The 22,498-nt window shown below is 68.1% G+C and carries 22 protein-coding genes and 2 tRNA genes; 10 read left to right on the forward strand and 14 right to left on the reverse strand.

The features are described 5' to 3' along the window. Positions 1-152 precede the first annotated feature (152 nt). Together rpmB and Q9R39_RS01650 are read left to right on the forward strand one after the other, a co-directional pair. Positions 153-344 carry a 50S ribosomal protein L28 gene (rpmB, locus tag Q9R39_RS01645; RefSeq protein ID WP_004023092.1) on the forward strand — a complete coding sequence of 64 codons (192 nt, stop codon included), beginning with the start codon at positions 153-155 and terminating at the stop codon, positions 342-344. Between the two features lie 107 nt (positions 345-451). Further along, complete coding sequence (locus tag Q9R39_RS01650) at positions 452-1,291, forward strand: enoyl-CoA hydratase/isomerase family protein (protein ID WP_068970235.1); 840 nt, start codon at positions 452-454, stop codon at positions 1,289-1,291. Positions 1,292-1,553: 262 nt separating this feature from the next. Here the strand turns inward: Q9R39_RS01650 and Q9R39_RS01655 are convergent, their stop codons facing one another. The 3 genes from Q9R39_RS01655 to Q9R39_RS01665 are packed head-to-tail and all read right to left on the reverse strand — an operon-like array spanning position 1,554 to position 3,860. Further along, positions 1,554-2,237, reverse strand: coding sequence for a uracil-DNA glycosylase (locus Q9R39_RS01655; protein WP_226513652.1), 684 nt, complete (start codon positions 2,235-2,237; stop codon positions 1,554-1,556). A 26-nt stretch (positions 2,238-2,263) separates the two neighbouring features. Beyond that, complete coding sequence (locus Q9R39_RS01660; protein WP_058252116.1) at positions 2,264-2,785, reverse strand: gamma carbonic anhydrase family protein; 522 nt, start codon at positions 2,783-2,785, stop codon at positions 2,264-2,266. 31 nt (positions 2,786-2,816) lie between these two features. Next, on the reverse strand, positions 2,817-3,860 hold the full coding sequence (locus Q9R39_RS01665) for a thiamine-phosphate kinase (protein WP_159371139.1): 1,044 nt from the start codon (positions 3,858-3,860) through the stop codon (positions 2,817-2,819). Positions 3,861-4,085: 225 nt separating this feature from the next. On the opposite strand from Q9R39_RS01665, the gene Q9R39_RS01670 reads away from it, so the two are divergent. Together Q9R39_RS01670 and Q9R39_RS01675 are read left to right on the forward strand one after the other, a co-directional pair. Next, complete coding sequence (locus Q9R39_RS01670) at positions 4,086-4,331, forward strand: Lrp/AsnC ligand binding domain-containing protein (protein ID WP_058252118.1); 246 nt, start codon at positions 4,086-4,088, stop codon at positions 4,329-4,331. Between the two features lie 84 nt (positions 4,332-4,415). Next, positions 4,416-5,009, forward strand: coding sequence for a DUF3515 domain-containing protein (locus Q9R39_RS01675; protein WP_311277004.1), 594 nt, complete (start codon positions 4,416-4,418; stop codon positions 5,007-5,009). A gap of 14 nt (positions 5,010-5,023) precedes the next feature. On the opposite strand, the gene Q9R39_RS01680 is transcribed toward Q9R39_RS01675, so the two are convergent. Further along, positions 5,024-6,031 carry an NAD(P)H-dependent glycerol-3-phosphate dehydrogenase gene (locus Q9R39_RS01680; protein WP_058252120.1) on the reverse strand — a complete coding sequence of 336 codons (1,008 nt, stop codon included), beginning with the start codon at positions 6,029-6,031 and terminating at the stop codon, positions 5,024-5,026. 144 nt (positions 6,032-6,175) lie between these two features. On the opposite strand from Q9R39_RS01680, the gene cofC reads away from it, so the two are divergent. The 3 genes from cofC to Q9R39_RS01695 all read left to right on the forward strand — a co-directional run bounded on the left by cofC (position 6,176) and on the right by Q9R39_RS01695 (position 10,163). After that, positions 6,176-6,913, forward strand: coding sequence for a 2-phospho-L-lactate guanylyltransferase (gene cofC / locus Q9R39_RS01685; protein ID WP_065632753.1), 738 nt, complete (start codon positions 6,176-6,178; stop codon positions 6,911-6,913). A 74-nt stretch (positions 6,914-6,987) separates the two neighbouring features. Further along, positions 6,988-9,186, forward strand: a complete 2,199-nt coding sequence (locus Q9R39_RS01690) for an RNA degradosome polyphosphate kinase (protein ID WP_137808992.1) — start codon at positions 6,988-6,990, stop codon at positions 9,184-9,186. A gap of 44 nt (positions 9,187-9,230) precedes the next feature. Beyond that, on the forward strand, positions 9,231-10,163 hold the full coding sequence (locus Q9R39_RS01695; RefSeq protein ID WP_058252121.1) for an NUDIX hydrolase: 933 nt from the start codon (positions 9,231-9,233) through the stop codon (positions 10,161-10,163). Positions 10,164-10,267: 104 nt separating this feature from the next. Here Q9R39_RS01695 and Q9R39_RS01700 read toward each other — a convergent pair whose 3' ends face one another. From Q9R39_RS01700 to leuC, 3 genes are all read right to left on the reverse strand, one after another. Then, positions 10,268-10,894 (reverse strand): HU family DNA-binding protein, encoded by a 627-nt coding sequence (locus Q9R39_RS01700; RefSeq protein WP_078112918.1) that lies wholly within the window; start codon positions 10,892-10,894, stop codon positions 10,268-10,270. Between the two features lie 173 nt (positions 10,895-11,067). After that, positions 11,068-11,661, reverse strand: a complete 594-nt coding sequence (leuD, locus tag Q9R39_RS01705; protein ID WP_078112919.1) for a 3-isopropylmalate dehydratase small subunit — start codon at positions 11,659-11,661, stop codon at positions 11,068-11,070. A gap of 52 nt (positions 11,662-11,713) precedes the next feature. Beyond that, positions 11,714-13,177: a 3-isopropylmalate dehydratase large subunit gene (gene leuC / locus Q9R39_RS01710; RefSeq protein ID WP_078112920.1), complete on the reverse strand. Its 1,464-nt coding sequence runs from the start codon at positions 13,175-13,177 to the stop codon at positions 11,714-11,716. 107 nt (positions 13,178-13,284) lie between these two features. On the opposite strand from leuC, the gene Q9R39_RS01715 reads away from it, so the two are divergent. Continuing rightward, positions 13,285-14,019: an IclR family transcriptional regulator gene (locus tag Q9R39_RS01715; protein WP_058252125.1), complete on the forward strand. Its 735-nt coding sequence runs from the start codon at positions 13,285-13,287 to the stop codon at positions 14,017-14,019. Positions 14,020-14,079: 60 nt separating this feature from the next. Continuing rightward, positions 14,080-14,577, forward strand: coding sequence for a PPOX class F420-dependent oxidoreductase (locus Q9R39_RS01720; protein WP_058252126.1), 498 nt, complete (start codon positions 14,080-14,082; stop codon positions 14,575-14,577). Positions 14,578-14,707: 130 nt separating this feature from the next. Here the strand turns inward: Q9R39_RS01720 and Q9R39_RS01725 are convergent. The 5 genes from Q9R39_RS01725 to Q9R39_RS01745 form a co-directional block, all read right to left on the reverse strand. Beyond that, positions 14,708-14,780 (reverse strand) — tRNA-Glu (locus Q9R39_RS01725). 54 nt (positions 14,781-14,834) lie between these two features. Further along, positions 14,835-14,906, reverse strand: a tRNA-Gln gene (locus Q9R39_RS01730). An 86-nt stretch (positions 14,907-14,992) separates the two neighbouring features. Beyond that, on the reverse strand, positions 14,993-16,471 hold the full coding sequence (gene gltX, locus Q9R39_RS01735) for a glutamate--tRNA ligase (RefSeq protein ID WP_078112921.1): 1,479 nt from the start codon (positions 16,469-16,471) through the stop codon (positions 14,993-14,995). Positions 16,472-16,517: 46 nt separating this feature from the next. Further along, positions 16,518-17,342 (reverse strand): alpha/beta fold hydrolase, encoded by an 825-nt coding sequence (locus Q9R39_RS01740; protein WP_065632710.1) that lies wholly within the window; start codon positions 17,340-17,342, stop codon positions 16,518-16,520. Beyond that, positions 17,339-18,109 (reverse strand): fumarylacetoacetate hydrolase family protein, encoded by a 771-nt coding sequence (locus Q9R39_RS01745; RefSeq protein ID WP_078112922.1) that lies wholly within the window; start codon positions 18,107-18,109, stop codon positions 17,339-17,341. Before Q9R39_RS01745 ends, Q9R39_RS01740 begins: the two co-directional genes overlap by 4 nt. Before the next feature lie 151 nt (positions 18,110-18,260). On the opposite strand from Q9R39_RS01745, the gene Q9R39_RS01750 reads away from it, so the two are divergent. After that, complete coding sequence (locus Q9R39_RS01750; RefSeq protein ID WP_311277005.1) at positions 18,261-19,490, forward strand: MFS transporter; 1,230 nt, start codon at positions 18,261-18,263, stop codon at positions 19,488-19,490. A gap of 74 nt (positions 19,491-19,564) precedes the next feature. On the opposite strand, the gene Q9R39_RS01755 is transcribed toward Q9R39_RS01750, so the two are convergent. Further along, on the reverse strand, positions 19,565-20,572 hold the full coding sequence (locus tag Q9R39_RS01755) for a 3-isopropylmalate dehydrogenase (protein ID WP_065632707.1): 1,008 nt from the start codon (positions 20,570-20,572) through the stop codon (positions 19,565-19,567). Continuing rightward, entirely contained in the window at positions 20,569-22,164 is a 1,596-nt protein-coding gene (gene serA / locus Q9R39_RS01760; protein WP_078112971.1) for a phosphoglycerate dehydrogenase, read from the reverse strand. The genes Q9R39_RS01755 and serA overlap by 4 nt, the downstream gene beginning before the upstream one ends. Positions 22,165-22,498 lie beyond the last annotated feature (334 nt).

Raw genomic sequence — 22,498 nt, forward strand, 5'->3', positions numbered from 1 at the left:
GTGGCGGATCGGCTCGGATTTGGTCACGCCACCACGACCTGGTTATCCTTGCAGGGTTGCCTTTCGCCTCGAGCGCGCACACCCACCGGTGGTGCCGATCGATCCGAGCGGCTGAACACCAGACCATGATCATCTACCAAGGGAGTTCGACGATGGCTGCCGTCTGCGATATTTGCGGCAAGGGCCCGGGCTTCGGCAAGTCGGTGTCTCACTCGCACCGCCGTACCAACCGCCGCTGGAACCCGAACATCCAGTCCGTTCGCGTGGAGGTCGCCCCCGGCAACCGCAAGCGCAAGAACGTCTGCACCTCCTGCCTGAAGGCCGGCAAGACCGCAGCTGTCTGACCTCCTCGCCCGTCCGCGGGTGGGAGTTCGAGAGCACGAGACCCGATGCCATGAGCGCAAGCTCCCCGGCATCGGGTCTTTGGTGTGTGCGCGATAGGGTTTCGCGCATGGCCTCATCGAACCCCACCGCCCCCGCTGCCGTAGACGACACCGACGCTCTGGTGCACGAGCGCAACGGCGTCCTCACCCTCGCGGTCTCGACGGCGGGCGCGGGCAACTCGCTCGACGACGCCGCCCTCGCCGCGGGAACCCAGGCACTGCGCGAGGTCGCGCGTGGACAGCGTGACGTGGGGGCGGTCCTGCTCGTCGGGCTGGGCAAGAACTTCTGCGCCGGCGGCAACGTCCGCGCCTTCGCCTGTGCGGACGACCGCCCGACCTATCTGCGCGAGATCGCCGACAACTTCCATCAGCTCGTCGGCGCCCTGTACGAGGCGAACCGCCCCGTCGTCGTCGCCGCGAAGGGCTGGGCCGCCGGCGCGGGCATGTCGCTGGTGTTGCACGCCGACGTCGCCGTCGGTGGTCCGTCGACCCGGCTGCGGCCCGCCTACCGCGGTATCGGTCTCACTCCCGACGGGGGTCTCACCTGGACCCTCCCCCGCGCCGTCGGCGCTGCCCGGGCACGCCAGATCATCCTGACCGACCGCGTCATCAGCGCCGACGAGGCCCAGCAGTGGGGGCTGCTGTCGGAGATCGTCGCCGACGACGAGGTCGAGTCCGCCGCGCGCACGGCCGCCGAGGCCATCGCGTCGGGTCCCCGTGACGCCGACGCGATGACCAAGCATCTGTTGGCCGTCTCCGCCGACACCACGTTGGTCGAGCACCTCGCCCTCGAAGCCCGCTCCATCTCCGAACGGTCCGGACTGCCCGAGGGCATCGAGGGAGTTGACGCCTTCGTCGGCAAGCGCGCGCCGGACTTCACCCGGGGCCGTGCCACCACCGCCCCCTGATCCGAAAGAACTACATAACCATTGCTCCCTGAGGTGCGAGGAGCGCCAGCGACGAGCCACGAAGGGCCTGGTGAGACAGGTTGCGGAGCCCTTCGTGGCTCGCTTCGCTCGCACCTCAGGGAGCAGAGATGTGGACGCTCAAGAGTGTTCTTTCGTAGTCCTCGACGGCCGCCAGGCCGCAGGTACTGAGGTGCGAGGAGCGCCAGCCGCCGGGCCGAGCAAGCGACGAAGGAGCGCGTCGAGGTCGACGAGCCTCGAAGGGTCACGGCAGACGCCACTCCACCGGTTCGGCGCCGAGGTCCAACAGTTCCTCGTTGGCCCGGCTGAAGGGTCGGGACCCGAAGAACCCGCGCGAGGCCGACAACGGTGACGGATGCGCCGACACGATGGTCGGGACGTCGGGCAGCCACTTCTCCAGTCCCGCGGCGTCCCGGCCCCACAGGATCGCGACGAGCGGCTCGTCGCGGGCGGCAAGCGCCTTGATCGCGCACTCGGTCACCTCTTCCCAGCCCTTCCCCCGGTGAGAGGCCGGCTCGCCGGGGGCCACCGTGAGCACGCGGTTCAACAGCAGCACACCGTTGTCCGCCCAGGGCGTGAGATCCCCGGTGGTCGGCATGGGGTAGCCGAGATCGGCGCAGTACTCGGTGTAGATGTTCGTCAGGGAACGCGGGATCGGGCGCACGTCGGGCGCCACCGAGAAGCTCAGTCCGACGGCGTGTCCGGGCGTCGGGTATGGATCCTGCCCGACGATCAGCACGCGCACGTCGTCGAGGGGGCGCGTGAATGCCCGCAGGACATGTTGTCCCGCAGGCAGATAGCGCCGTCCCTCGGCGATCTCGGTGCGCAGGAACCGGCCCATCTCGGTGATGAGCGGCTCGACCGGGGCGAGCGCCTGCGCCCAGCCCGGGTCGATCAGTTCGGCAAGGGGTTTGGGTGGTGCGGTCACTCGATTGCCTCCGTCGTGGGCGGTCGTCAGTCCAGTCGTTTCAGGGCGGTGCGATAGTGCTGCGCGTTCTGGAAGTACATCTCGCAGTTGAGTTCGGTGTGCCCCTCCGGTACCTCGTAGCCGTCGCGGAGCCGGGCCGGTACACCGAGCGCCATCCGTCGCGAGGGAACGTCGAACTTGAACGGGACCACCGCGCCGGCTCCGACGATCGCGCCGTCGCCGACCGTGGACCCGTTCAGGACCACCGATCCCGAGGCGATGAGGCAGTCGTTTCCGATCGTCGCGCCCTCGATGTGCGCGTTGTGTCCGACGACGCACCGTTCGCCGATCACGGTCGGGTCGAGAACCGTGCAGTGGATGACGGTGCCGTCCTGGATGTTGCTGCGGGCGCCGACGGTGATGGTCCCGTAGTCGCCGCGGAGTACCGCGCCCGGCCACACCGAGACACCGTCGCCCAGGGTGACCGCGCCGATCACCACCGCGTCCGGGTGCACGTAGGTGTCCTGTCCCAGGACCGGTTCTCGGTCGTCGAGTGCGTAGATCGCCATGAGGCGACTCTAATGGTGCGCCCCGGGGACCTCAGTCACCAGTCGGGTCGGCGAAGGACTGCCACCCGTGCAGTTCGAGACCGTCGGGCCCACCGACCCGGCGGTCGTCGACCCAGACCTCGGGCGCCGACGAGGACTTCTCCCCCACCGAGCCGATGACGGTCCACCCTGGCGGCACCACCGCGGGCCCGCCGAACGCCGCGAGCAGGTGATGGTCCTCGCCGCCGGCCAGTACCCAGCGGTCGACGTCCGCCCCGAGTTCGCTTGCCGCGGCAGCCAGATCCGGGCGCCGCGGTACGGCGTCGCCATGCACGGTCATGGCGACCTGCGCAGCCCTCGACATCGTGAGCAGTTCCTCGACCAGACCGTCGGAGATGTCGGTCATGGCGTGCGCACCTGCCGCCGCGGCGACCGGCCCCTGGGTGAGGTCGGGGTTCGGAACTCGGTGCAGTGCAACCAGTTCCGACCAATCGCTGACCACCGGACGCGGATCGGACAGCACCGCGAGTCCCGCGGCGCTGGCCCCCAGCGGACCGCTCACCGCGAGGACGTCACCAGGCCGGGCACCGCCCAGCGAGACGGGGGGCCGACCCTCGAGCGCGCCGACCGCGGTGACACTCACCACCACCTGACCGGCCGCGACGAGGTCGCCGCCCAGCACCCGGGCCCCCTGTCCGTGTGCCGCGCGGACCACGCCGTCGTTGAGGTCGAGGACGACGCCGACCGGCGTGTCCGACGGACACGCGATGGACACGACGAGACCCGTTGTGCGGCCGCCCATCGCGGCGACGTCGGCGGCACTCTGCACCACCGCGCGGGCGCCGACCTGCTCCGGCGTCGACCAGTCGAATCGGAAGTGGCGCCCCTCGACGACGGTGTCGGTGCTGATCACCGCCGATCCCCCGATGTCGAGAACGGCTGCGTCGTCACCGGATCCGATCACGATGTCGTCGGCGGGCTCACCGGAGGTCGCGGACGCGGTCAACGCGGCGATCACGGCACGCTCACCGATGGCCCCGACCGTGTCGGTCCGGTCGATCGCGCGGTCCTGCCGACCTGTCTCGTCGAAGGTCACTCGTCGGGGCCTTTCCTCTTCCGGTCGCGCGCGCACGGGGTTGTCGGTGACAATGTGTGCCACAGTGTATGGGGCCGCGGGGCGAGAGCGATCCGCAACAGTCCGGCCGCCCGCGGCAGTCGTGCACTGCCCGACGACCGCGCATGCGCCGAGCCGCCGGTACGACAGCCCGTGTCGACGATGTGCCCCATACGATGTGGCCCGGGTACGACACAGACGGAGAGGATGTCCGTGGTTCAGGCATACATACTGATCCAGACCGAGGTCGGCAGGGCCGCCCTCGCAGCTGCGACCATCGCCGAGATCGCCGGGGTCGCCTCGTCGGAAGAGGTCAGTGGGCCGTACGACGTGATCGTCCGGGTCGACGCGTCCGATGCCACCCACCTGACCGAGAACGTGGTTCCGCAGATCCAGAAGGTGGACGGGATCACCCGCACCCTGACCTGCCCGGTGGTCCCCACGACGCGCTGAGGGGCGTCGGCCGGCCGCCCACGACGGGTGATCGTGACGGGTCCCCGTGCGCGGGTTCGGCAGACCGACTCCTACTGTTGTGGGGTGACGTCAGCAGGTTCGGATGACACCCAGCAGGATCCCGTCGACGGCGAATCCGCCGAGGACTCCGCGCGGTATGGCGGCGGCGGACGTCTCAGCCCCGCACTCGTCGCGACCCTGGTAGCCATTCCGGTGATGGTGCTCGCCGGCTTCATCGTGTTCGCCGCGATGCGCCCCGATCCGGTGACCCCGATCGAGTCCTACGACTCCGTCGGCCCGGTCGCCGCGGAGTGCACCCGCTTGCTCACCGAAGCACCGGACACCTTCGAGGGTTTCGGCACCAAAGAGGTCTCCGGCGACCGCGCGACGTGGCCGTCGACCGGCCCGGGCGACGACATGACACTTCGGTGCGGGGTGACCCGACCTGCCGAGCTGTCTCCCACCAGCAGTCTCCAGGAGATCCACGCCGCCGGCCAGGCCGGGGTCCAGTGGTTCATCACGGACACGGTCGACGGCTCGGGCCAGGCCTATGTGTGCGTCGACCACCGGCCCTATGTCGCGATGTGGATTCCGACGAACGCCGGCAACGGACCCATCACCGACATCTCGGGACTGATCGACCGCACCCTCGAACGGGGACCGCTCGACTTCGGCTGATCGGCGGCGGGCGCTCAGTCCCGGTAGATCTCCGGCTTGGTGCTGCGGCCCAACAGCGAATTGACCGCGTCGGCCACCGACATGCCGTCGTGACAGACCTGGTGGACCGCGTCGGTGAGCGGCATCGGCACCTGGTGTCGCTCGGCCAGCGCACGCACCGACGAGCACGACTTGACGCCCTCGGCGACCTGCCCGTTGGTGGCCTCCTGAGCCTGCGCCATGGTGGCACCCTCCCCCAGCCGCGCGCCGAACGTGCGGTTGCGCGACAACGGCGACGAACACGTCGCGACGAGATCCCCGATCCCGGCGAGACCCGCCAGCGTCTCGATCTGCGCGCCCACCGCGACGCCCAACCGGATCGTCTCGGCGAGCCCACGAGTGATGATCGTCGCCAGGGTGTTCTGACCGAACCCGATGCCGCTGGCCATCCCGCAGGCCAGCGCGATGACGTTCTTCGCAGAGCCGCCGATCTCACATCCGACGACGTCGGTGTTGGTGTACGGCCGGAAGTATCGCGTACTGAACGCGCTCTGCAGCGTCACCGCCCGCGCCTCGTCGGCACAGGCGATCACGGTCGCCGCCGGTTGACCCTCCGCGATCTCGCGTGCCAGGTTCGGCCCGGTCAGCACCGCGATCCGGTCGTCGGCGACACCGGTCACCTCGGCGATGACCTCACTCATCCGCAGCAGGGTGTTGGATTCGATGCCCTTGGCGAGCGACACCAACGACGCATCCGACCCGATGTAGGGCGTCCACTGCGTCAGGTTGGGGCGCAACGACTGCGACGGGACACCGCAGACGACGACGTCGGCGCCGAGCAGGGCATCGACCGCCGAACTCGTCGCGGTGAGCGCGGCGGGCAGCGCGATGCCGGGTAGATAGTCGGCGTTGACGTGCTCGGTGTTGATCGCCTCGGCGAGTTCGGGTCGCCGCGCCCAGATCACGGTGTCGGTACCGGCATCGACCAGCACCTTCGCCACCGAGGTTCCCCAGGAACCCGCACCCATCACCGCTGCGCGCACCGCAACCTCCCACCGGGCAAGCCCAATTCCGTATTCCCACCGCCGGCGCCGGCCGGACGGCCGACCCTGCTCACCCTAGTGCCTGCCGGGTATGGCCGACCCGGAATGTCACCGACCAGGGGTCGGTGCATCATGATGGTCGGCATGGAACACAGCACCGTCGGCGCGGGCGCCGACTCGACGGTCGTCGACGCGGGGGGCAACGAGCCCGTCGCGACGTCGGTCGCGGCCGTGCTGGCGGTCAAGAATCTGCACCGCGCGAAGTCACGACTGGCGGCGACGCTGTCCACCGCATTCGAGGGTGACGACCCCGTCGCCCGGGGTTCCCTCGTCCTGGCGATGTTCCTCGACACCGTCGACGCCTTGCGCGGCGCCGGGATCTCTCGGCTCGTCGTCGTCAGCCCCGACGACGAGGTGCTCGCCGCGGCGCGGCGCTCGGGCATGCGCGGCCTGAGCGAGTCGCCGCACCGGGCACCCGCGGACGCCGGTCTCAACTCCGCGTTCGTCGAGGGTGCGCGCTGGGCGCGCGAGGCGTGGCCCGAGTCGACGGGCCTGATGTACGTGCAGGCCGATCTGCCGGCGGCGACGAGCACGTCCGTCGCCGCCGTGTTGCGCGCCGCCGGTGAACACCGCTCGAGCTTCGTCACCGACCGGGACGGCTCCGGGACGGTGCTGCTGCACGGCACCGGTACCGGCGTCCCCGCTCCCCGTTTCGGTCCCGGTTCGGCGGCCGCCCACCGGGCCGCCGGCGCCGTCGAACTCGACCCGGCCGGCCGGGAGTGGGCCGACCTGCGCACCGACGTCGACACCGCGGCGGACCTGGGCGTCGCCCGCGAGCTCGGCCTCGGACCGCACACCGTCGCTGCGCTGCGTCATCTCTGACCCCGACCCGCAATCGACAAGCGTCCGACCGGCGGGCGTGTACGCCGGGGACGGCGATGGGTCATCATTGGGGGGTGAGCCCCGCCGACGATGACGTATCGCAGACCGCCACGGTCACCACGACACCGATCCCGCATGCCCCGCCGGCCGCCACCCTGGTGCCCGACGAATCCGCCGACCTGCCCGAGGACCGTTACCTCAACCGGGAATTGAGCTGGCTGGACTTCAACTCCCGGGTGCTCGCACTCGCCGAGGACACCTCCCTGCCGCTCCTCGATCGTGCGAAGTTCCTCGCCATCTTCGCCTCGAACCTCGACGAGTTCTTCATGGTGCGGGTGGCCGGACTCAAGCGGCGCGACGAGACCGGCCTGTCGGTCCGGTCCGCCGACGGCCTGTCGCCGCGAGAACAACTCATGCGCATCGCCGGACGCGCGCAGACCGTCGCCGACCGGCACGCGCGCGTCTTCCTCGATTCGGTCCGACCGGCGTTGGCCGACAACGACATCTACGTGGTGTCCTGGTCGCAGCTCACCGCCGAGCAGCAGGCGCGGATGACCGATTATTTCCAGGACGAGGTATTTCCGGTCCTGACGCCCCTGGCGGTCGACCCCGCTCATCCGTTCCCGTACATCAGCGGGTTGTCGCTGAACCTCGCGGTCACGGTCCGCGACGTCAACGAGAGCGGCGAGCACTTCGCGCGGGTCAAGGTACCGGACAACGTGAACCGCTTCATCCGCGTCGACCGGCTGTCGCCCGCTCGGGCGCCCGACGACGACAAGGCCGCCAGGAGCGCGGTGTTCCTACCGTTGGAGAGTCTGATCGCGGCCAACCTCGGGACGTTGTTCCCGGGTATGGAAATCGTTGAGCACCACGTCTTCCGGATCACCCGCAACGCCGACTTCGAGGTCGAAGAGGACCGCGACGAGGACCTCCTCCAGGCGCTCGAGCGAGAACTCGCGCGCCGCCGGTTCGGCTCGCCGGTGCGGCTCGAGGTCGCCGACGACATGAGCGAGCACATGCTCGAGTTGTTGCTGCGCGAGCTCGAGGTGGACCCCGCCGACGTCATCCAGGTGCCCGGACTCCTCGATCTGTCATCACTTTTCGAGATCTACGCGCTCGACCGCCCGCATCTCAAGGACCGTCCGTTCGTCCCCGCCACCCACCCCGCGTTCGGCGAGCGAGAGACACCCAAGAGCGTGTTCTCTACTCTTCGCGACGGTGACGTACTCGTCCACCATCCGTACGACTCGTTCTCGACGAGCGTGCAGCGGTTCATCGAGCAGGCCGCGGCCGACCCGCAGGTCCTGGCCATCAAGCAGACGCTGTACCGCACCTCCGGCGACTCCCCGATCGTCAACGCGCTCATCGACGCCGCCGAGGCCGGGAAGCAGGTCGTCGCGCTGGTGGAGATCAAGGCCCGCTTCGACGAGCAGGCGAACATCAAGTGGGCCCGCAAACTGGAACAGGCCGGCGTCCACGTCGTCTACGGCCTCGTCGGTTTGAAGACCCACTGCAAGACCTGCCTGGTGGTGCGTCGCGAGGGCTCGACGATCAAGCGGTACTGCCACATCGGGACCGGCAACTACAACCCGAAGACCGCGCGGCTCTACGAGGACGTGGGCCTGCTGACCGCGGCCCCCGACATCGGCGCCGACCTGACCGACCTGTTCAACACCTTGACGGGCTACTCCCGCAAGCAGGAGTACCGCAACATCCTCGTTGCGCCGCACGGCATCCGGGCGGGCATCATCAAACGGATCCATCGCGAGATCGAGCTGTTCCGCGACGGCGACACGCGCGCGAGAATCCAGCTCAAGGCGAATGCACTGGTCGATGAGCAGGTGATCGATGCGCTGTACCGGGCCTCGCAGAGCGGGGTACCCGTCGACGTCGTCGTCCGTGGCATCAGCGCGCTGCGGCCCGGGGTCGAGGGTTACAGCGACAACATCCACGTGCGGTCGATCCTGGGGCAGTTCCTCGAGCACTCCCGAATCCTGTATTTCGGTGCGCAGAACGAGTACTGGTTCGGCAGCGCGGACATGATGCACCGCAATCTCGATCGGCGCGTGGAGGTCATGGTGAACGTCCGTGACGAGCGTCTGGCCGGTGAACTCGGTGACATCTTCGCCTCCGCCCTCGATCCGCGGACCCGCTGCTGGGTCCTGCAGTCCGACGGGAGCTGGGTGGCCTCACCCGCCGAGGGCGAAGAGGTGCGCGACCATCAGCGACAGATGATGCGGCGCAATCGTCGTCGGCCGGAGACCAGTTCGTGACCGGCACCGACGCGTAACCTTCGACCTCTACGATCACCATCGACATGGCGAAGAAGACTAATGAGGTGTGGGCCGCCGGCGGTGTGGTCTGGCGACCGGTTGTCCCCGGTCCGACCGGGAACGATGCCGCCGAGATCGACGATGTCGAGATCGCGGTCGTCCACCGCCCCGAGTACGACGACTGGACGCTGCCCAAGGGAAAGGCCGAGCCGGGCGAGACCCTCATCGACACGGCGGTGCGCGAGATCGCCGAGGAGACGGGCCAACACGTCGTTCTCGGCCGGCACCTGGACGACGTCCACTACGACCTCGGCAGTACCCGCAAGCATGTGCGCTACTGGTCGGCGCGAGCGTCCGACGGAGAGTTCGTCGCCGGGCACGAGGTCGACGAGCTGCGGTGGCTCTCCGTCGACGAGGCCCGGGAGATGTTGAGCTATCCGCTCGATCGCACGATCCTCGAGGAGTTCGTGCGGCTACCCGCGGACCTGCACACGTTCCTGTTGGTACGGCACGCCAAGGCCGGTCGGCGCTCGACCTACAAGGGCGACGACCGGTTGCGGCCCCTCGACAAACTCGGCCGGGCGCAAGCCGCCGCCCTCGCCCCACTGCTGATCGCGTTCGGGGCGAGCCGGGTGCACTCGGCCGATCGCGTCCGCTGTGAGCAGACCCTGGAACCGCTACGCGACCGGCTGGGGGTCGAGTTGCACAGCGAGCCGGATCTGTCGGAGGAGACGTATCGGACCAATCCGGCAGCGGCGCAACGCCGGATCCTCGAACTCGCCGCCGACACGACGTCGACCCTGGCGGTCTGCAGTCAGGGCAAGGTGATCCCGCCCCTCATGGACTGGTGGTCCGAGCGCGACTCGATCCCGCTTCCCAAGGCCTCCAACCGCAAGGGCAGTGTGTGGGTTCTGTCCCTGTTCGACGGCCGGCTGGTGGCGGCCGATCACATCGCCGGGCCGCTCCCGACAGCCTGAGTCCCGCGCCCCTCCGCCGGTTGACCCCGAACACGATTCAGCCCCCGGCGGGGGAAGTACGCCGGGGGCTGAATTGTGGTCGTCGACCGCGGTTGTCCCGCAGGTCAGCGACGGGTGGTCTTCTTCGCCGCGGTCTTCTTCGCGGCAGCCTTCTTGGCCGGAGCCTTCTTCGCCGCGGTGGCCTTCTTCGCCGGCGCCGCCTTCTTGGCCGGAGCCTTCTTCGCCGCAGTGGTGGTCTTCTTGGCCGCCGTGGTCTTCGCCGGAGCCTTCTTCGCCGCGGTGGTCTTCTTGGCCGCCGTGGTCTTCGCCGGAGCCTTCTTGGCCGCCGTGGTCTTCTTGGCGGCGGCGGTCGTCTTTTTGGCGGCCGTCTTCTTCGCCGGCGCAGCCTTCTTGGCTGCCGTGGTGGTGGCCCCGCTTCCGCGCTTCACAGCCGGACCGGTCGCGGACAGCTTCTGCTTGCCCGCCACAACAGCTTTGAACTGAGCGCCCGGACGGAACGCCGGCACCGAGGTCGCGCGGACCTTGACGGTCTCGCCGGTGCGCGGGTTACGGGCGACGCGCGGTGCGCGCTTCCGCTTCTCGAATACGCCGAAGCCGGTGATCGTCACGCTCTCGCCCTTGTTGACTGCGCGCACGATCGTGTCGACGACGAGCTCGACGGCTTCAGTCGCAGTCTTGCGATCCGCGTCGAGCTTCTTGGTCAGCTCATCAATGAGCTCCGCCTTGTTCATGAGTACCTCCGCAAGCTGATCTGACCGAGTTTCGGCCAGCTACCAACACACGGTAAACGTCGGATGTGAAAACGTCCATCTTCCACGCCAATTAGGACGCCGTGTTGCGAAATGGCATGGCAGCTCACGACGGTGCCGCCGCGGCGAGATGTCCCCGCCGCGGCGGTGCGGAATCAGTCCGCGAGGGTGCGCGGCTTGAATGCCGGACGCGCCGACTCGTACTCGGAAATCGCCTCTACCTGGCGCAACGTGAGTCCGATGTCATCGAGACCCTCCATCAGACGCCACCGCGTGTAGCCATCAATTGCCAACGGCACCACGAGGTCTCCGGCGGTGACCGTCTTATCGACAAGGCTCACCGTCACTTCGAGGCCAGGATTCTCCTCGAGGCGCTTCCACAGCAGGTCGACGTCGGGCTGCTCGACCTGCGCGGCCACCAGACCCGCCTTGCCCGAGTTGCCGCGGAAGATGTCGGCGAAACGCGACGAGATCACCACGCGGAAGCCGAAATCGGACAGCGCCCAGACCGCGTGTTCACGCGACGACCCGGTGCCGAAGTCGGGACCGGCGACCAGGACCGACCCGCGGCTCCAGGGCTCGTTGTTGAGGATGAAGTCGGGATCGGTCCGCCAACCGGCGAACAGACCGTCCTCAAAGCCGGTGCGCGTCACCCGCTTCAGATAGACGGCCGGGATGATCTGGTCGGTGTCGACGTTGCTGCGACGCAGCGGGACACCGATACCGGTGTGTTCGGTGAACGGTTCCATGAGAAAAGCCCCTGTTCGAATGATGTGGCTGGGATATGGGTCGGACCGTGACTCAACCGAGATCGGCGGGCGCCGGCTGCGAGTCCAGGTCGGCGGGCGCGGACAAGGTGCCGCGCAGCGCGGTGGCCGCTGCCACTCCTGGAGACACGAGGTGCGTTCGGCCACCCTTGCCCTGGCGCCCTTCGAAATTGCGGTTGGAGGTCGACGCACACCGCTCGCCCGGGGCGAGCTGGTCGGGGTTCATGCCGAGGCACATCGAGCACCCGGCCTGCCGCCATTCGGCGCCGGCCGCGAGGAAGATCTCGCCGAGTCCTTCGTCCTCGGCCTGTGCACGCACCCGCATCGAACCGGGCACGATGAGCATCCGCATCCCGTCCGCGACCCTGCGCCCCTTGAGGATGCCGGCGACCTCGCGCAGGTCCTCGATCCGCCCGTTGGTGCAGGAGCCGACGAAGACCGTGTCGACCTTGATGTCGCGCAGCGGCGTTCCGGGCTCGAGGCCCATGTACTCCAGCGCCTTGGCCGCGGCACTAGCCTTGACCTCGTCGCCGTACTCCGCCGGGTCGGGTACCGCGGCGCCGAGCGGTGCACCCTGTCCCGGATTGGTCCCCCACGTGACGAACGGGGTCAGCGAGGCGGCGTCGATGTGCACCTCGGCGTCGAAGGTGGCACCGGGATCGGTGCGCAGACTGTCCCAATAGGCAACGGCAGCATCCCAATCGGCACCCGACGGGGCATGCGGGCGGCCCTTGAGGAACTCGTAGGTGACCTCATCGGGTGCGATCATCCCCGCCCGGGCGCCTGCCTCGATCGACATGTTGCACACCGTCATCCGCGCTTCCATGGAGAGCTTGCGGATCGCCTCCCCGCGGTACTCCAGCACGTAACCCTGCCCGCCGCCGGTGCCGATCTTCGCGATGATCGCGAGGATCAGGTCCTTGCTCGTCACACCGGGCGGGAGCTCGCCGTCGACATTGATCGCCATCGTCTTGAACGGGCGCAGCGAGAGGGTCTGCGTCGCAAGGACGTGCTCGACCTCACTGGTACCGATACCCATCGCGATCGCTCCGAAGGCACCGTGCGTCGAGGTGTGGCTGTCACCGCACACGACGGTCATGCCGGGTTGGGTCAGGCCCAACTGCGGCCCGACCACGTGGACGATGCCCTGCTCGGCGTCACCCATGGGATGAAGGCGGACGCCGAATTCCTCGCAGTTGCTGCGCAGCGTGTCGACCTGGGTCCGCGACACGGGATCGGCGATGGGCTTGTCGATGTCCACCGTCGGGACGTTGTGGTCCTCGGTCGCGATGGTCAGATCCGGTCGGCGGACCGGACGACCGGCGAGGCGCAGACCCTCGAAGGCCTGGGGGCTGGTGACCTCGTGGACGAGGTGGAGATCGATGTAGATCAGGTCGGGATTGGTGTTGCCGGACGCATCGACGTCACCGGGGACGACGACATGGTCGCGCCACACCTTCTCGGCGAGAGTCAGCGGCTGGGCTGGGCTGTTGCTCATGGCTTCACTCGTTATCTGCTCGGGTTCTTCGGACTCTGCACGCGGTGTTGACGTTCTGGCTGTGTTTCGAACGTGCATCTCACTATTTGGACAGCTAGTATCGTCCTATGGGAAAGGATACCGCATCCGCGGTCAGCAGCGGAATCGGAGTGCTCGACAAGTCCGTGGCGGTGCTGCACGCGATCGCCGAGGCGCCGTGCAATCTCTCCGAGCTCTGCGAGCGCACCGGTCTGCCCCGGGCGACGGCACATCGACTCGCCGTGGGACTCGAGACGCACCGCTTTCTGACCAGGGATGTCACCGGCCGCTGGCAGCCCGGCCCCGTCCTCGGCGAACTCGCCTCCTCGGCACACGATCCCGTCACCGAGTCGGCTCTCATGGTCCTCCCCCGGCTCCGCGACATCACCGGCGAATCGGTTCAGGTCTATCGCCGCGAAGGTGCCGAACGCGTCTGCGTCGCCGCGATGGAACCACCGACCGGCCTGCGTGACACCGTGCCGGTGGGCACCCGCTTCCCCATGAGCGCAGGGTCCGCGGCGAAAGTCCTCCTCGCCTGGGCCGACCCTGCCACCCAGCGCGCGCTCGTGCCGGACAGCGTCTTCAGCGAGCGCGCACTGCACGAGATCCGCCGGCGCGGGTGGGCCCAGAGTGCCGGTGAACGCGCCGCCGGAGTCGCGAGTGTGTCGGCTCCCGTGCGCGACGGCAACGGTGACGTGGTCGCCGCGATCTCGGTGTCCGGGCCGATCGACCGGATGGGCCGACGACCCGGTGCACGCTGGGCCGCCGATCTGCTCGCCGCCGCCGACGCCATCCACAAACGCCTCCAGGCCGCACGTCCCTGACCCAGAGCCGTTGCACCCGGAGCGGTTCCGATGGACCCGCCGGTGGGCTAGCGTCGGGGAATGGGAGTCAACCAACGCAATCAGATCGTCATGTCCGAGGCCGAGATCGCGGAGTTCGTGGCGCGCAGCCGGACCGCGACCCTCGCCACCACCGGAGCGGACGGGAGCATCCACCTCGTGGCGATGTGGTACGGGATCATCGACGGCGAGATCTGGTTCGAGACCAAATCCAAGTCGCAGAAGGCGGTCAACATCCGTCGCAACAACCGGTGCTCGGTGATGATCGAGGACGGTGACACCTACGACACACTGCGCGGCGTCACCTTCGAGGGCACTGCCGAGATCCTCGACGACCCGGACTCGTGCCTGAAGGTCGGCATCAGCGTCTGGGAACGCTACACAGCGCCCTACACCGAAGAGTCGCGACCATTCGTCGAGCAGATGATGAACAAGCGCGTCGCCGTCCGGATCCGTCCGTCCCGCACCCGTTCCTGGGACCACCGCAAGCTCGGCATCCCCGAGATGCCGGCCTCGGGCACCACCGCCGAATTCCTCTGACCGCAGTCCCGGCGCGACACCTTCCGACCCTTGTCCGTGTTTCGGTGTGATCATCGCAACACGGACGAGATGGTCTGTCGCGCAATGAAAAACACCCTCCCCCTGCATCGCAGAGGAAGGGTGTTTCTCGTAGCCCCGACGGGATTCGAACCCGCGCTACCGCCTTGAGAGGGCGGCGTCCTAGGCCGCTAGACGACGGGGCCATGGGAACTTCCGGCGATCAAGACCTTAGCACGGTCTCGATCTCTTTCTGTCCGCTGGGGTACCAGGACTCGAACCTAGAATGGCGGTACCAGAAACCGCTGTGTTGCCAATTACACCATACCCCATTGGCTTGGTTCTCCTTGCGGAAAACTGCCGAGAAAGAGAGTATCAAAGGGTTACCGTAAGTCCACAAACGTGCAGCTCAGCGGCACTATTTGGCTGCGATCTCCCGTGCCGAGGCCAGCCGCGCGAGCGCCTTGTCGCGACCCAGGATCTCCATCGATTCGAAGAGCGGCGGACTGACCTGGGAGCCGGTCACCGCCACGCGTACGGGACCGAACGCCTTGCGCGGTTTGAGCCCCAGATCGTCCACCAGCGCAGCATTCAGTGCGTCCTGCAGTGCGGCGGTGGTGAAGGAGTCCAGCGACTCGACCGCGGCGATGGTGGCGTCCAGGACCGGCACCGCGTCGGCGCCCAGGTTCTTGCTCGCCGCCTTCTCGTCGATCGTGAACTCGTCGTCGGAGACGTAGGCGAAGGAGATGAGGTCCCAGGCGTCGCCGAGGACCTGGATACGCGTCTGCACGAGTTCGGCCAGAGCCGCGAAGGTCTCGTCGTCGGCGCTCTCGGGGAGCTTGCCCTGCGCGACGAGATACGACCGCAGCCGCGCCGTGAAGTCGGCGACCTCGAGCATCCGGATGTGCTCGGCGTTGATGGCGTCGGCCTTCTTCTGATCGAACCGTGCGGGGTTCGAGTTGACCTGTCGCACATCGAAAGCCGCGATCATCTCGGCCAGGCTGAAGACGTCGACATCACTCTTGTAACCCCAGCCGAGCAGCGCGAGGTAGTTGAGCAGACCCTCGGGGATGAAACCGCGGTCGCGATGGTGGAAGAGGTTCGACTGGGGGTCGCGCTTGGAGAGCTTCTTGTTGCCCTCACCCATCACGAAGGGCAGGTGCCCGAAGGCCGGCACGGCGTCGGCGACGCCGATTCGGATCAGCGCGTCGTACAGCGCGAGCTGCCGCGGAGTCGACGACAGGAGATCCTCGCCGCGCAGCACATGGGTGATCTTCATCATCGCGTCGTCGACCGGGTTGACCAGCGTGTAGAGCGGATCGCCGGTCGCACGGGTCAGCGCGAAGTCGGGAACGGTACCCGCCTTGATCGTCGTCGTGCCGCGCACGAGGTCGTCCCAGGTGAGGTCGGTGTCCGGCATCCGCAGGCGGACAACGGGTTTACGTCCTTCGGCGAGGTAGGCCGCACGTTGCTCGGGCGTCAGGTCACGATCGAAGTTGTCGTACCCGAGCTTGGGGTCGCGTCCGGCGGCGCGGTGCCGGGCCTCCACCTCTTCCGGGGTCGAGAACGCCTCGTAGGCCTCGCCGGCCTCGAGAAGGCGGGCGACGACGTCGGCATGGAGTTCCCGCCGCTCGGACTGCCGGTAGGGACCGTAGGGACCGCCCACCTCCGGCCCCTCGTCCCAGTCGAGACCGAGCCAGCGCAAGGCGTCGAGGATGGCCTCGTAGGATTCTTCGCTGTCTCGCGACGAGTCGGTGTCCTCGATGCGGAAGACGAAGGTGCCACCGTCGTGCCGGGCCTGCGCGAAATTGAAGAGCGCGGTCCGCACGAGTCCCACGTGGGGAGTGCCGGTCGGGGATGGACAGAATCGGACGCGAACGGCCTCACTACTGGTCATGAGGCTCAGCGTATCGAAGCCGACCGCCGCCCCCGCACGCCCGCCGTCAGGCCCGGTGGCGCTCGCAGAACTCCACCAGGACCCGGTTCACCTCGGCCGGCTGTTCGAGATAACCGAAATGACCGGCCCGCTCGATCTCGACGTACTCCGCGCCCGGAATGGCCTCGGCGACTTCGCGCGCCAGCTTCGCCGGCAGGGTCCGGTCGTCGGCGAATCCGACGACCAGCGCGGGCCGGGTGATGCCGCGGTACGCCGCGAGACGGTTGGACTCCTTGTTGTGGAGTTCGAGCTGTGCGCGGACGCCCGGGGTGATCGTCTGCGGGGAGAACCCGATGATGTCGAGCCAGTCTCGCGCGGTGCGGTCGTCGTCGAGCGTGTGCGGCGACAGGTTGAGATGCGCGGTGATGGCGGCCTCGTACTCCGGTGGCAGCTTGATCTTGTTGTCGTAGAGGGCCCGCTCACCGGCCGAGATCGCTTCCTGCAGTGGGGTGTTGCGGCCGTACGTCGCAACCATCACCGCCGCCTTGACCACGTCGGGGCGGGCCAGCGCCAGTTCCTGGGTGATCCGGGCACCCAACGAGGTGCCGATCACGATCGCCGGACCGCGGCCGAGGTGTTCGATCAGGGCCGCGGTGTCGGCGACCATGTCGTCGAGCGTGAAACCCTCGGCACACTCCGACGACGGTGCGACACCGCGGTTGTCGAACGTCACGACGGTGAAGCCGGCTTTCACCAGCGCGGGTTCCTGATGCGCCTTCCAGACGCGGCCGGGACTTCCGGTTCCCATGACCATGACCACGAGCGGGCCCGACCCGGCGAGGCTGTAGGAGATGTCGATCCCGTTGACACGGGCCGTGCTGGGAGCTGTCACTTGTCCACCACCGGGTTGGAGAGCGTACCGATACCGTCGACGGTCACCGAGATACGTTGACCGGCGACCATGGGCCCGACCCCTTCCGGGGTGCCCGTGAGGATCACGTCGCCGGGCAGCAGGGTCATCACGCGCGAGATCCACTCGACGATCTCACCGACGTCGTGGAGCATCAGCGATGTCCGGGTCCGCTGCTTGACCTCGCCGTCGAGTTCCGTCACGAGTTCGACGTCCGACGGATCGAGCGCGGTGTCGATCCACGGGCCGAGCGGACAGAAGGTGTCGTACCCCTTGCCGCGGGTCCACTGACCGTCGGCCTGCTGGTGGTCGCGGGCGGTCACGTCGTTGGCGACCGTGTATCCGAGGATCACGTCCTTCGCCTGCGCGGCCTTCACATCCTTGCACGGGCGTCCGATGACGGCCGCGAGTTCTCCCTCGTAATCGACCCGTTGCGACGACGGCGGACGCACGATGGGTACCTCGGGGCCGATGATCGAGGTGTTGGGCTTGAGGAAGATCACCGGGTCGGCCGGCGCCTCGCCGCCCATCTCCGCCGCGTGTGCGGCGTAGTTCTTGCCGATGCAGATCACCTTGCTGGCGAGGATCGGCGCCAACACCCGAACATCCGCCAGCTTCCACGACCGGCCGGTGAACGTCGGCGTACCGAAGGGATGTTCGGCGATCTCCTTGACGACGGCGTCGTCTCCGTCGCCCTCGACGGACACGAAGGCCACGCCGTCAGGACTCGCAATTCGACCTAAGCGCATGTCCAGACCCTATCGCACCGCCGATCCCACACGTTGGGAGACGAGTGGGCGGACGTCGGTGCCGGTTTTACAATGTGGTCATACTGTTTCATATATTGAGATAGCCAACCCCGGTTCACCGGGTCCGGACAGACAGCGAGGTGAGTAGACCATGACCGATGTCGACGACATCACCACTGCCCGAAGGTGGATCATCCTCGGGTGCTCGCTGCTCGCCGCGCTCACCACGACTTGTGTGGTCAGCGGTGTCGCCTACCTGATCCCCACGCTGCACACCGACGCCGGACTCACCCTGACCCAGGCCTCGGCGCTTGCCGCGATCCCGACGGTCGGACTGATGGCGGCGACGATCCCGTGGGGAATCCTGTTGGACCGCTGCGGCGAACGACGGATGCTATTGCTGTCGCTGTCGATCTCGCTCGCCGGCGCGACCGGGGCGGCCGTCGCCGCGTCAGCCGATGCGTCCTATGCCGTCGTGGGTGCCGCGCTCTTCGTGGGTGGTCTCGGCTCGGGTGCGGCGAACGGGGCCAGCGGCCGCATCGTCGTCGGCTGGTTCCCCGCACACCAGCGTGGGACTGCGATGGGCATCCGGCAGATGGCACAACCGCTGGGGATCGGCGTCTGCGCTCTCACCATGCCGGTTGTCGCAGCGAGTTCGGGACCCGCTGCGGCACTAACGATCCCAGCCGTGGTGACTGCTGCAGGACTCGTCGCGGTGGTCGTCGGCATCACCGATCCGCCGCGTCGGCCGGCTCCCGCGTCGACGGTCGGCAACCCTCCCCCGCGCATGAATCCCTACCGCGACAACTCTTTCCTCGCACGCATCCACATCGTCAGCATGCTGCTGGTCATCCCCCAGTCCATGCTGTGGACCTTCGTACCGACCTGGCTGATCGTCGCGCACGGGTGGTCACCGGCCGGCGCCGGAACCCTGATCACCGTGACCCAGATCATCGGTGCACTGGGCCGGATCGTCGCCGGACGGTGGTCGGACGCCTGGATGTCGCGGATGCGACCGGTCCGCGTGATCGCGGTGGCCGGTGTCGCCGCCATGTCCGCGCTCGCGATCGCCGACTGGTTCGACAGCCCACTCGCGCCCGCGCTCATGGCGGTGGCGAGTGTGATCTCGGTGGCCGACAACGGCTTGGCGTTCACCGCCATCGCCGAGTACGTCGGACCGGAATGGAGCGGCCGCGGACTCGCCGTACAGAACACCGGACAGTATCTGGTGACCGCGGCGACCACACCGCTTCTCGGAGCACTCATCGCGACCGTCGGTTTCCCGATCGCCTTCGCCGCAACCGCCCTGGCACCCCTCGTCGCGACGCCCCTGGTCCCGCGCGACCGGATGCGAGAACCCGATGAGCTGGTCGACGCCTGAACCCACCACCAACGGACGAACCCGCCTCCGAATTGGTGGCGGGTTCGTCCCTTGCTGGTGAATATGCCTGCGAACTACAGCCGTTCGCGGATACGCGCACCGATCTCTGAGGTGCTGAACGTACCGCTGCGCTCGGCGAGGTCGTCGGCGACGGCCTTCTCGATCCGGGCGGCGGCGTCGTCGTCGCCGAGATGCTGGAGCAGGAGCGCGACCGACAGGATCGCGGCTGTCGGATCGGCCTTGCCCTGCCCGGCGATGTCGGGTGCCGAGCCGTGCACCGGCTCGAACATCGACGGGTTGGCGCCGGTGGCGTCGATGTTGCCCGACGCAGCCAGCCCGATACCACCGCTCACCGCGGCGGCGATGTCGGTGATGATGTCGCCGAACAGGTTGTCGGTGACGATCACGTCGAAGCGGCCGGGGTCGGTGACCAGGTAGATGGTCGCCGCGTCCACGTGGCAGTAGTCGGTGGTGACGTCGGGGAACTCGGCACCCACCTCCTCGACCGCGCGACTCCACATCGACCCGGCGAAGGTCAACACGTTGGTCTTGTGGACCAGCGTCAGCTTCTTGCGACGCTGCTGGGCACGCTGAAATGCGTTGCGCACGACGCGTTCCACACCGAACCGGGTGTTGACGCTGACCTCGGTGGCGACCTCGTTCGGGGTTCCGACACGGATGGCGCCACCGTTGCCGGTGTAGGGCCCCTCGGTCCCCTCCCGAACGACCACGAAGTCGATGTCGGGGTCGCCCGCGAGGGGCGAGGAGACACCGGGGAAGCGGCGCGACGGCCGCAGGTTGACGTGGTGGTCGAGTGCGAATCGCATCGTCAGGAGCAGACCGCGCTCCAGCACGCCCGACGGTACGGACGGATCGCCGATGGCGCCCAACAGGATCGCGTCGTGACGACGAAGCGACTCGAGGTCGTCCTCGGTGAGCAGCTCGCCGTTGCGGTGGTAGCGGCGCGCGCCGAGGTCGAACTCGGTGGTGCTCACCGACGGTACGACCGAGTCGAGGACGCCCAGCGCCTCGCCGATGACCTCGGGACCGATGCCGTCGCCGGCGATGACTGCGAGTTTCATGCGAGGTCGACCTGTTCGATGAGGGTTGCGCTGACCGCGTCACCGATCGCGGCGACGACCTGGTCGTCGAGGACGCTGCTCACGCGCAGCATCATGGTCGCGCCGCCGCCCTCGGCGTCCTGCGACAAACCGGCCGCCAGGATGTCGATGCCGGCGTTCCCGAGCAGCGTTCCGATCTTGCCGAGGGAACCCGGCTGGTCGGCGTAGCTGACGATGAGGTTGTGCCCTTCGGCACGCAGGTCGAAGTTGCGGCCGTTGATGTTGACGATCTTCTCCACCAGGCGCGGACCCGACAGGGTGCCCGAGACATTGTGGGTCGAGCCGTCGGCGAACACGGCCTTCACGTCGACCACGCTGCGGTGGTTGGGGCTCTCCGGGGCGGTGGTGACCTCGCTGGTCACGCCGCGTCCCTCGGCGACCGCGGGGGCGTTGACGAAGGTGACCGGCTCGTCAAGCACCGCGGAGAACAGGCCGCGCAGCGCGGACAGGCCGAGCACGTCGACGTTGTTCGCGGCGAGTTCACCCCGTACGTCGACGACGATGGAGGTCGGCGGCTCCTTGCTGATGGCGCCGACGAGCACGCCCGCCTTGCGAGCGACCTCGAGCCACGGTGCGACCTCTTCGTCGACGGCACCCCCGGTGATGTTGACGGCGTCGGGGACGAAGTGACCGGCCAGCGCTAGGCGGACGCTCTTGGCGACGTCGGTGCCCGCGCGATCCTGCGCCTCGCTGGTCGATGCGCCGAGGTGGGGCGTCACGACGACCTGCGGCAGCTCGAAGAGCGGCGAGTCGGTGCAGGGCTCGGTGGCGAAGACGTCCAGGCCGGCCGCGCGGACCTGACCGGAGTTGATCGCGTCGGCCAGTGCCTGCTCGTCGATGAGACCACCGCGGGCGGCGTTGACGATGACGACGCCCTTCTTGGTCCGGGCGAGCTGCTCGGCGCCGATGAGGCCCAGGGTCTCCGGGGTCTTCGGCAGGTGGACGGTGATGAAGTCGGCGCGCTCGAGGAGTTCGTCGAGGCTGACCAGCTCGATCCCGAGCTGGGCCGCACGAGCCGGCGACACGTAGGGGTCGTAGGCGATGATGTGGGTTTCGAAGGCTGCCAGCCGCGCGGCCACCAGCTGGCCGATGCGGCCGAGTCCGACGACACCGACGGTCTTGTCGAAGATCTCGACGCCGTTGAACGACGAACGCTTCCAGGTCTTCTCGCGCAAGGTGGCGTCCGCGGCCGGGATCTGGCGCGACGCGGCCATCAGCAGCGCGACGGCATGTTCGGCCGCGGTGTGGATGTTCGAGGTCGGGGCGTTGACGACCATGACGCCGCGCTCGGTCGCGGCAGGCACGTCGACGTTGTCCAGACCGACACCCGCCCGGGCGATGATCTTCAGCTTCTTGCCCGCGTCGAGGACCTCGGCATCCACGGTCGTCGCGGAGCGGACCAGGATGGCGTCGGCGTCGACGACCGCCTCGAGCAACTTGGGACGATCCGGGCCGTCGACCCATCGCACCTCGACACCGTCACCGAGTGCTTCCACGGTGGACGGCGCCAGCTTGTCGGCGATGAGTACAACCGGGCGGCCAGCAGAGCTCACAGTCATTTCTCCAGGTTCGGGGAGTGCGGTTTCACGAACGTCGGTACGGAGTGTCGATGACGACTCCGTACGACAGCTTAAAGGTGTGGTAGGTCCCGTCGAGCACGCGGTCTACCCCGAAACGAGAGCCCTGTCCCCCGGCACGAGTAGAGTGTGACGCGCATTACGGCAACTCGCGCGGCGCATCACAGAAGTGTTGCAAACCGACCGCGGCTCGATCCCACGCCGCCGTGCGCGCGTGGGGCGCCCGGTACGGTGTGCTTGCCGCCCATCGCGAAGTTCCCGACGGGCGGCGATGCCCGTGATCGAGAACTGGTTGACCCGAGAAGTGGAG

The sequence above is a fragment of the Gordonia sp. AC31 genome (assembly GCF_031844505.1).
Classification (GTDB): domain Bacteria; phylum Actinomycetota; class Actinomycetes; order Mycobacteriales; family Mycobacteriaceae; genus Gordonia; species Gordonia hongkongensis.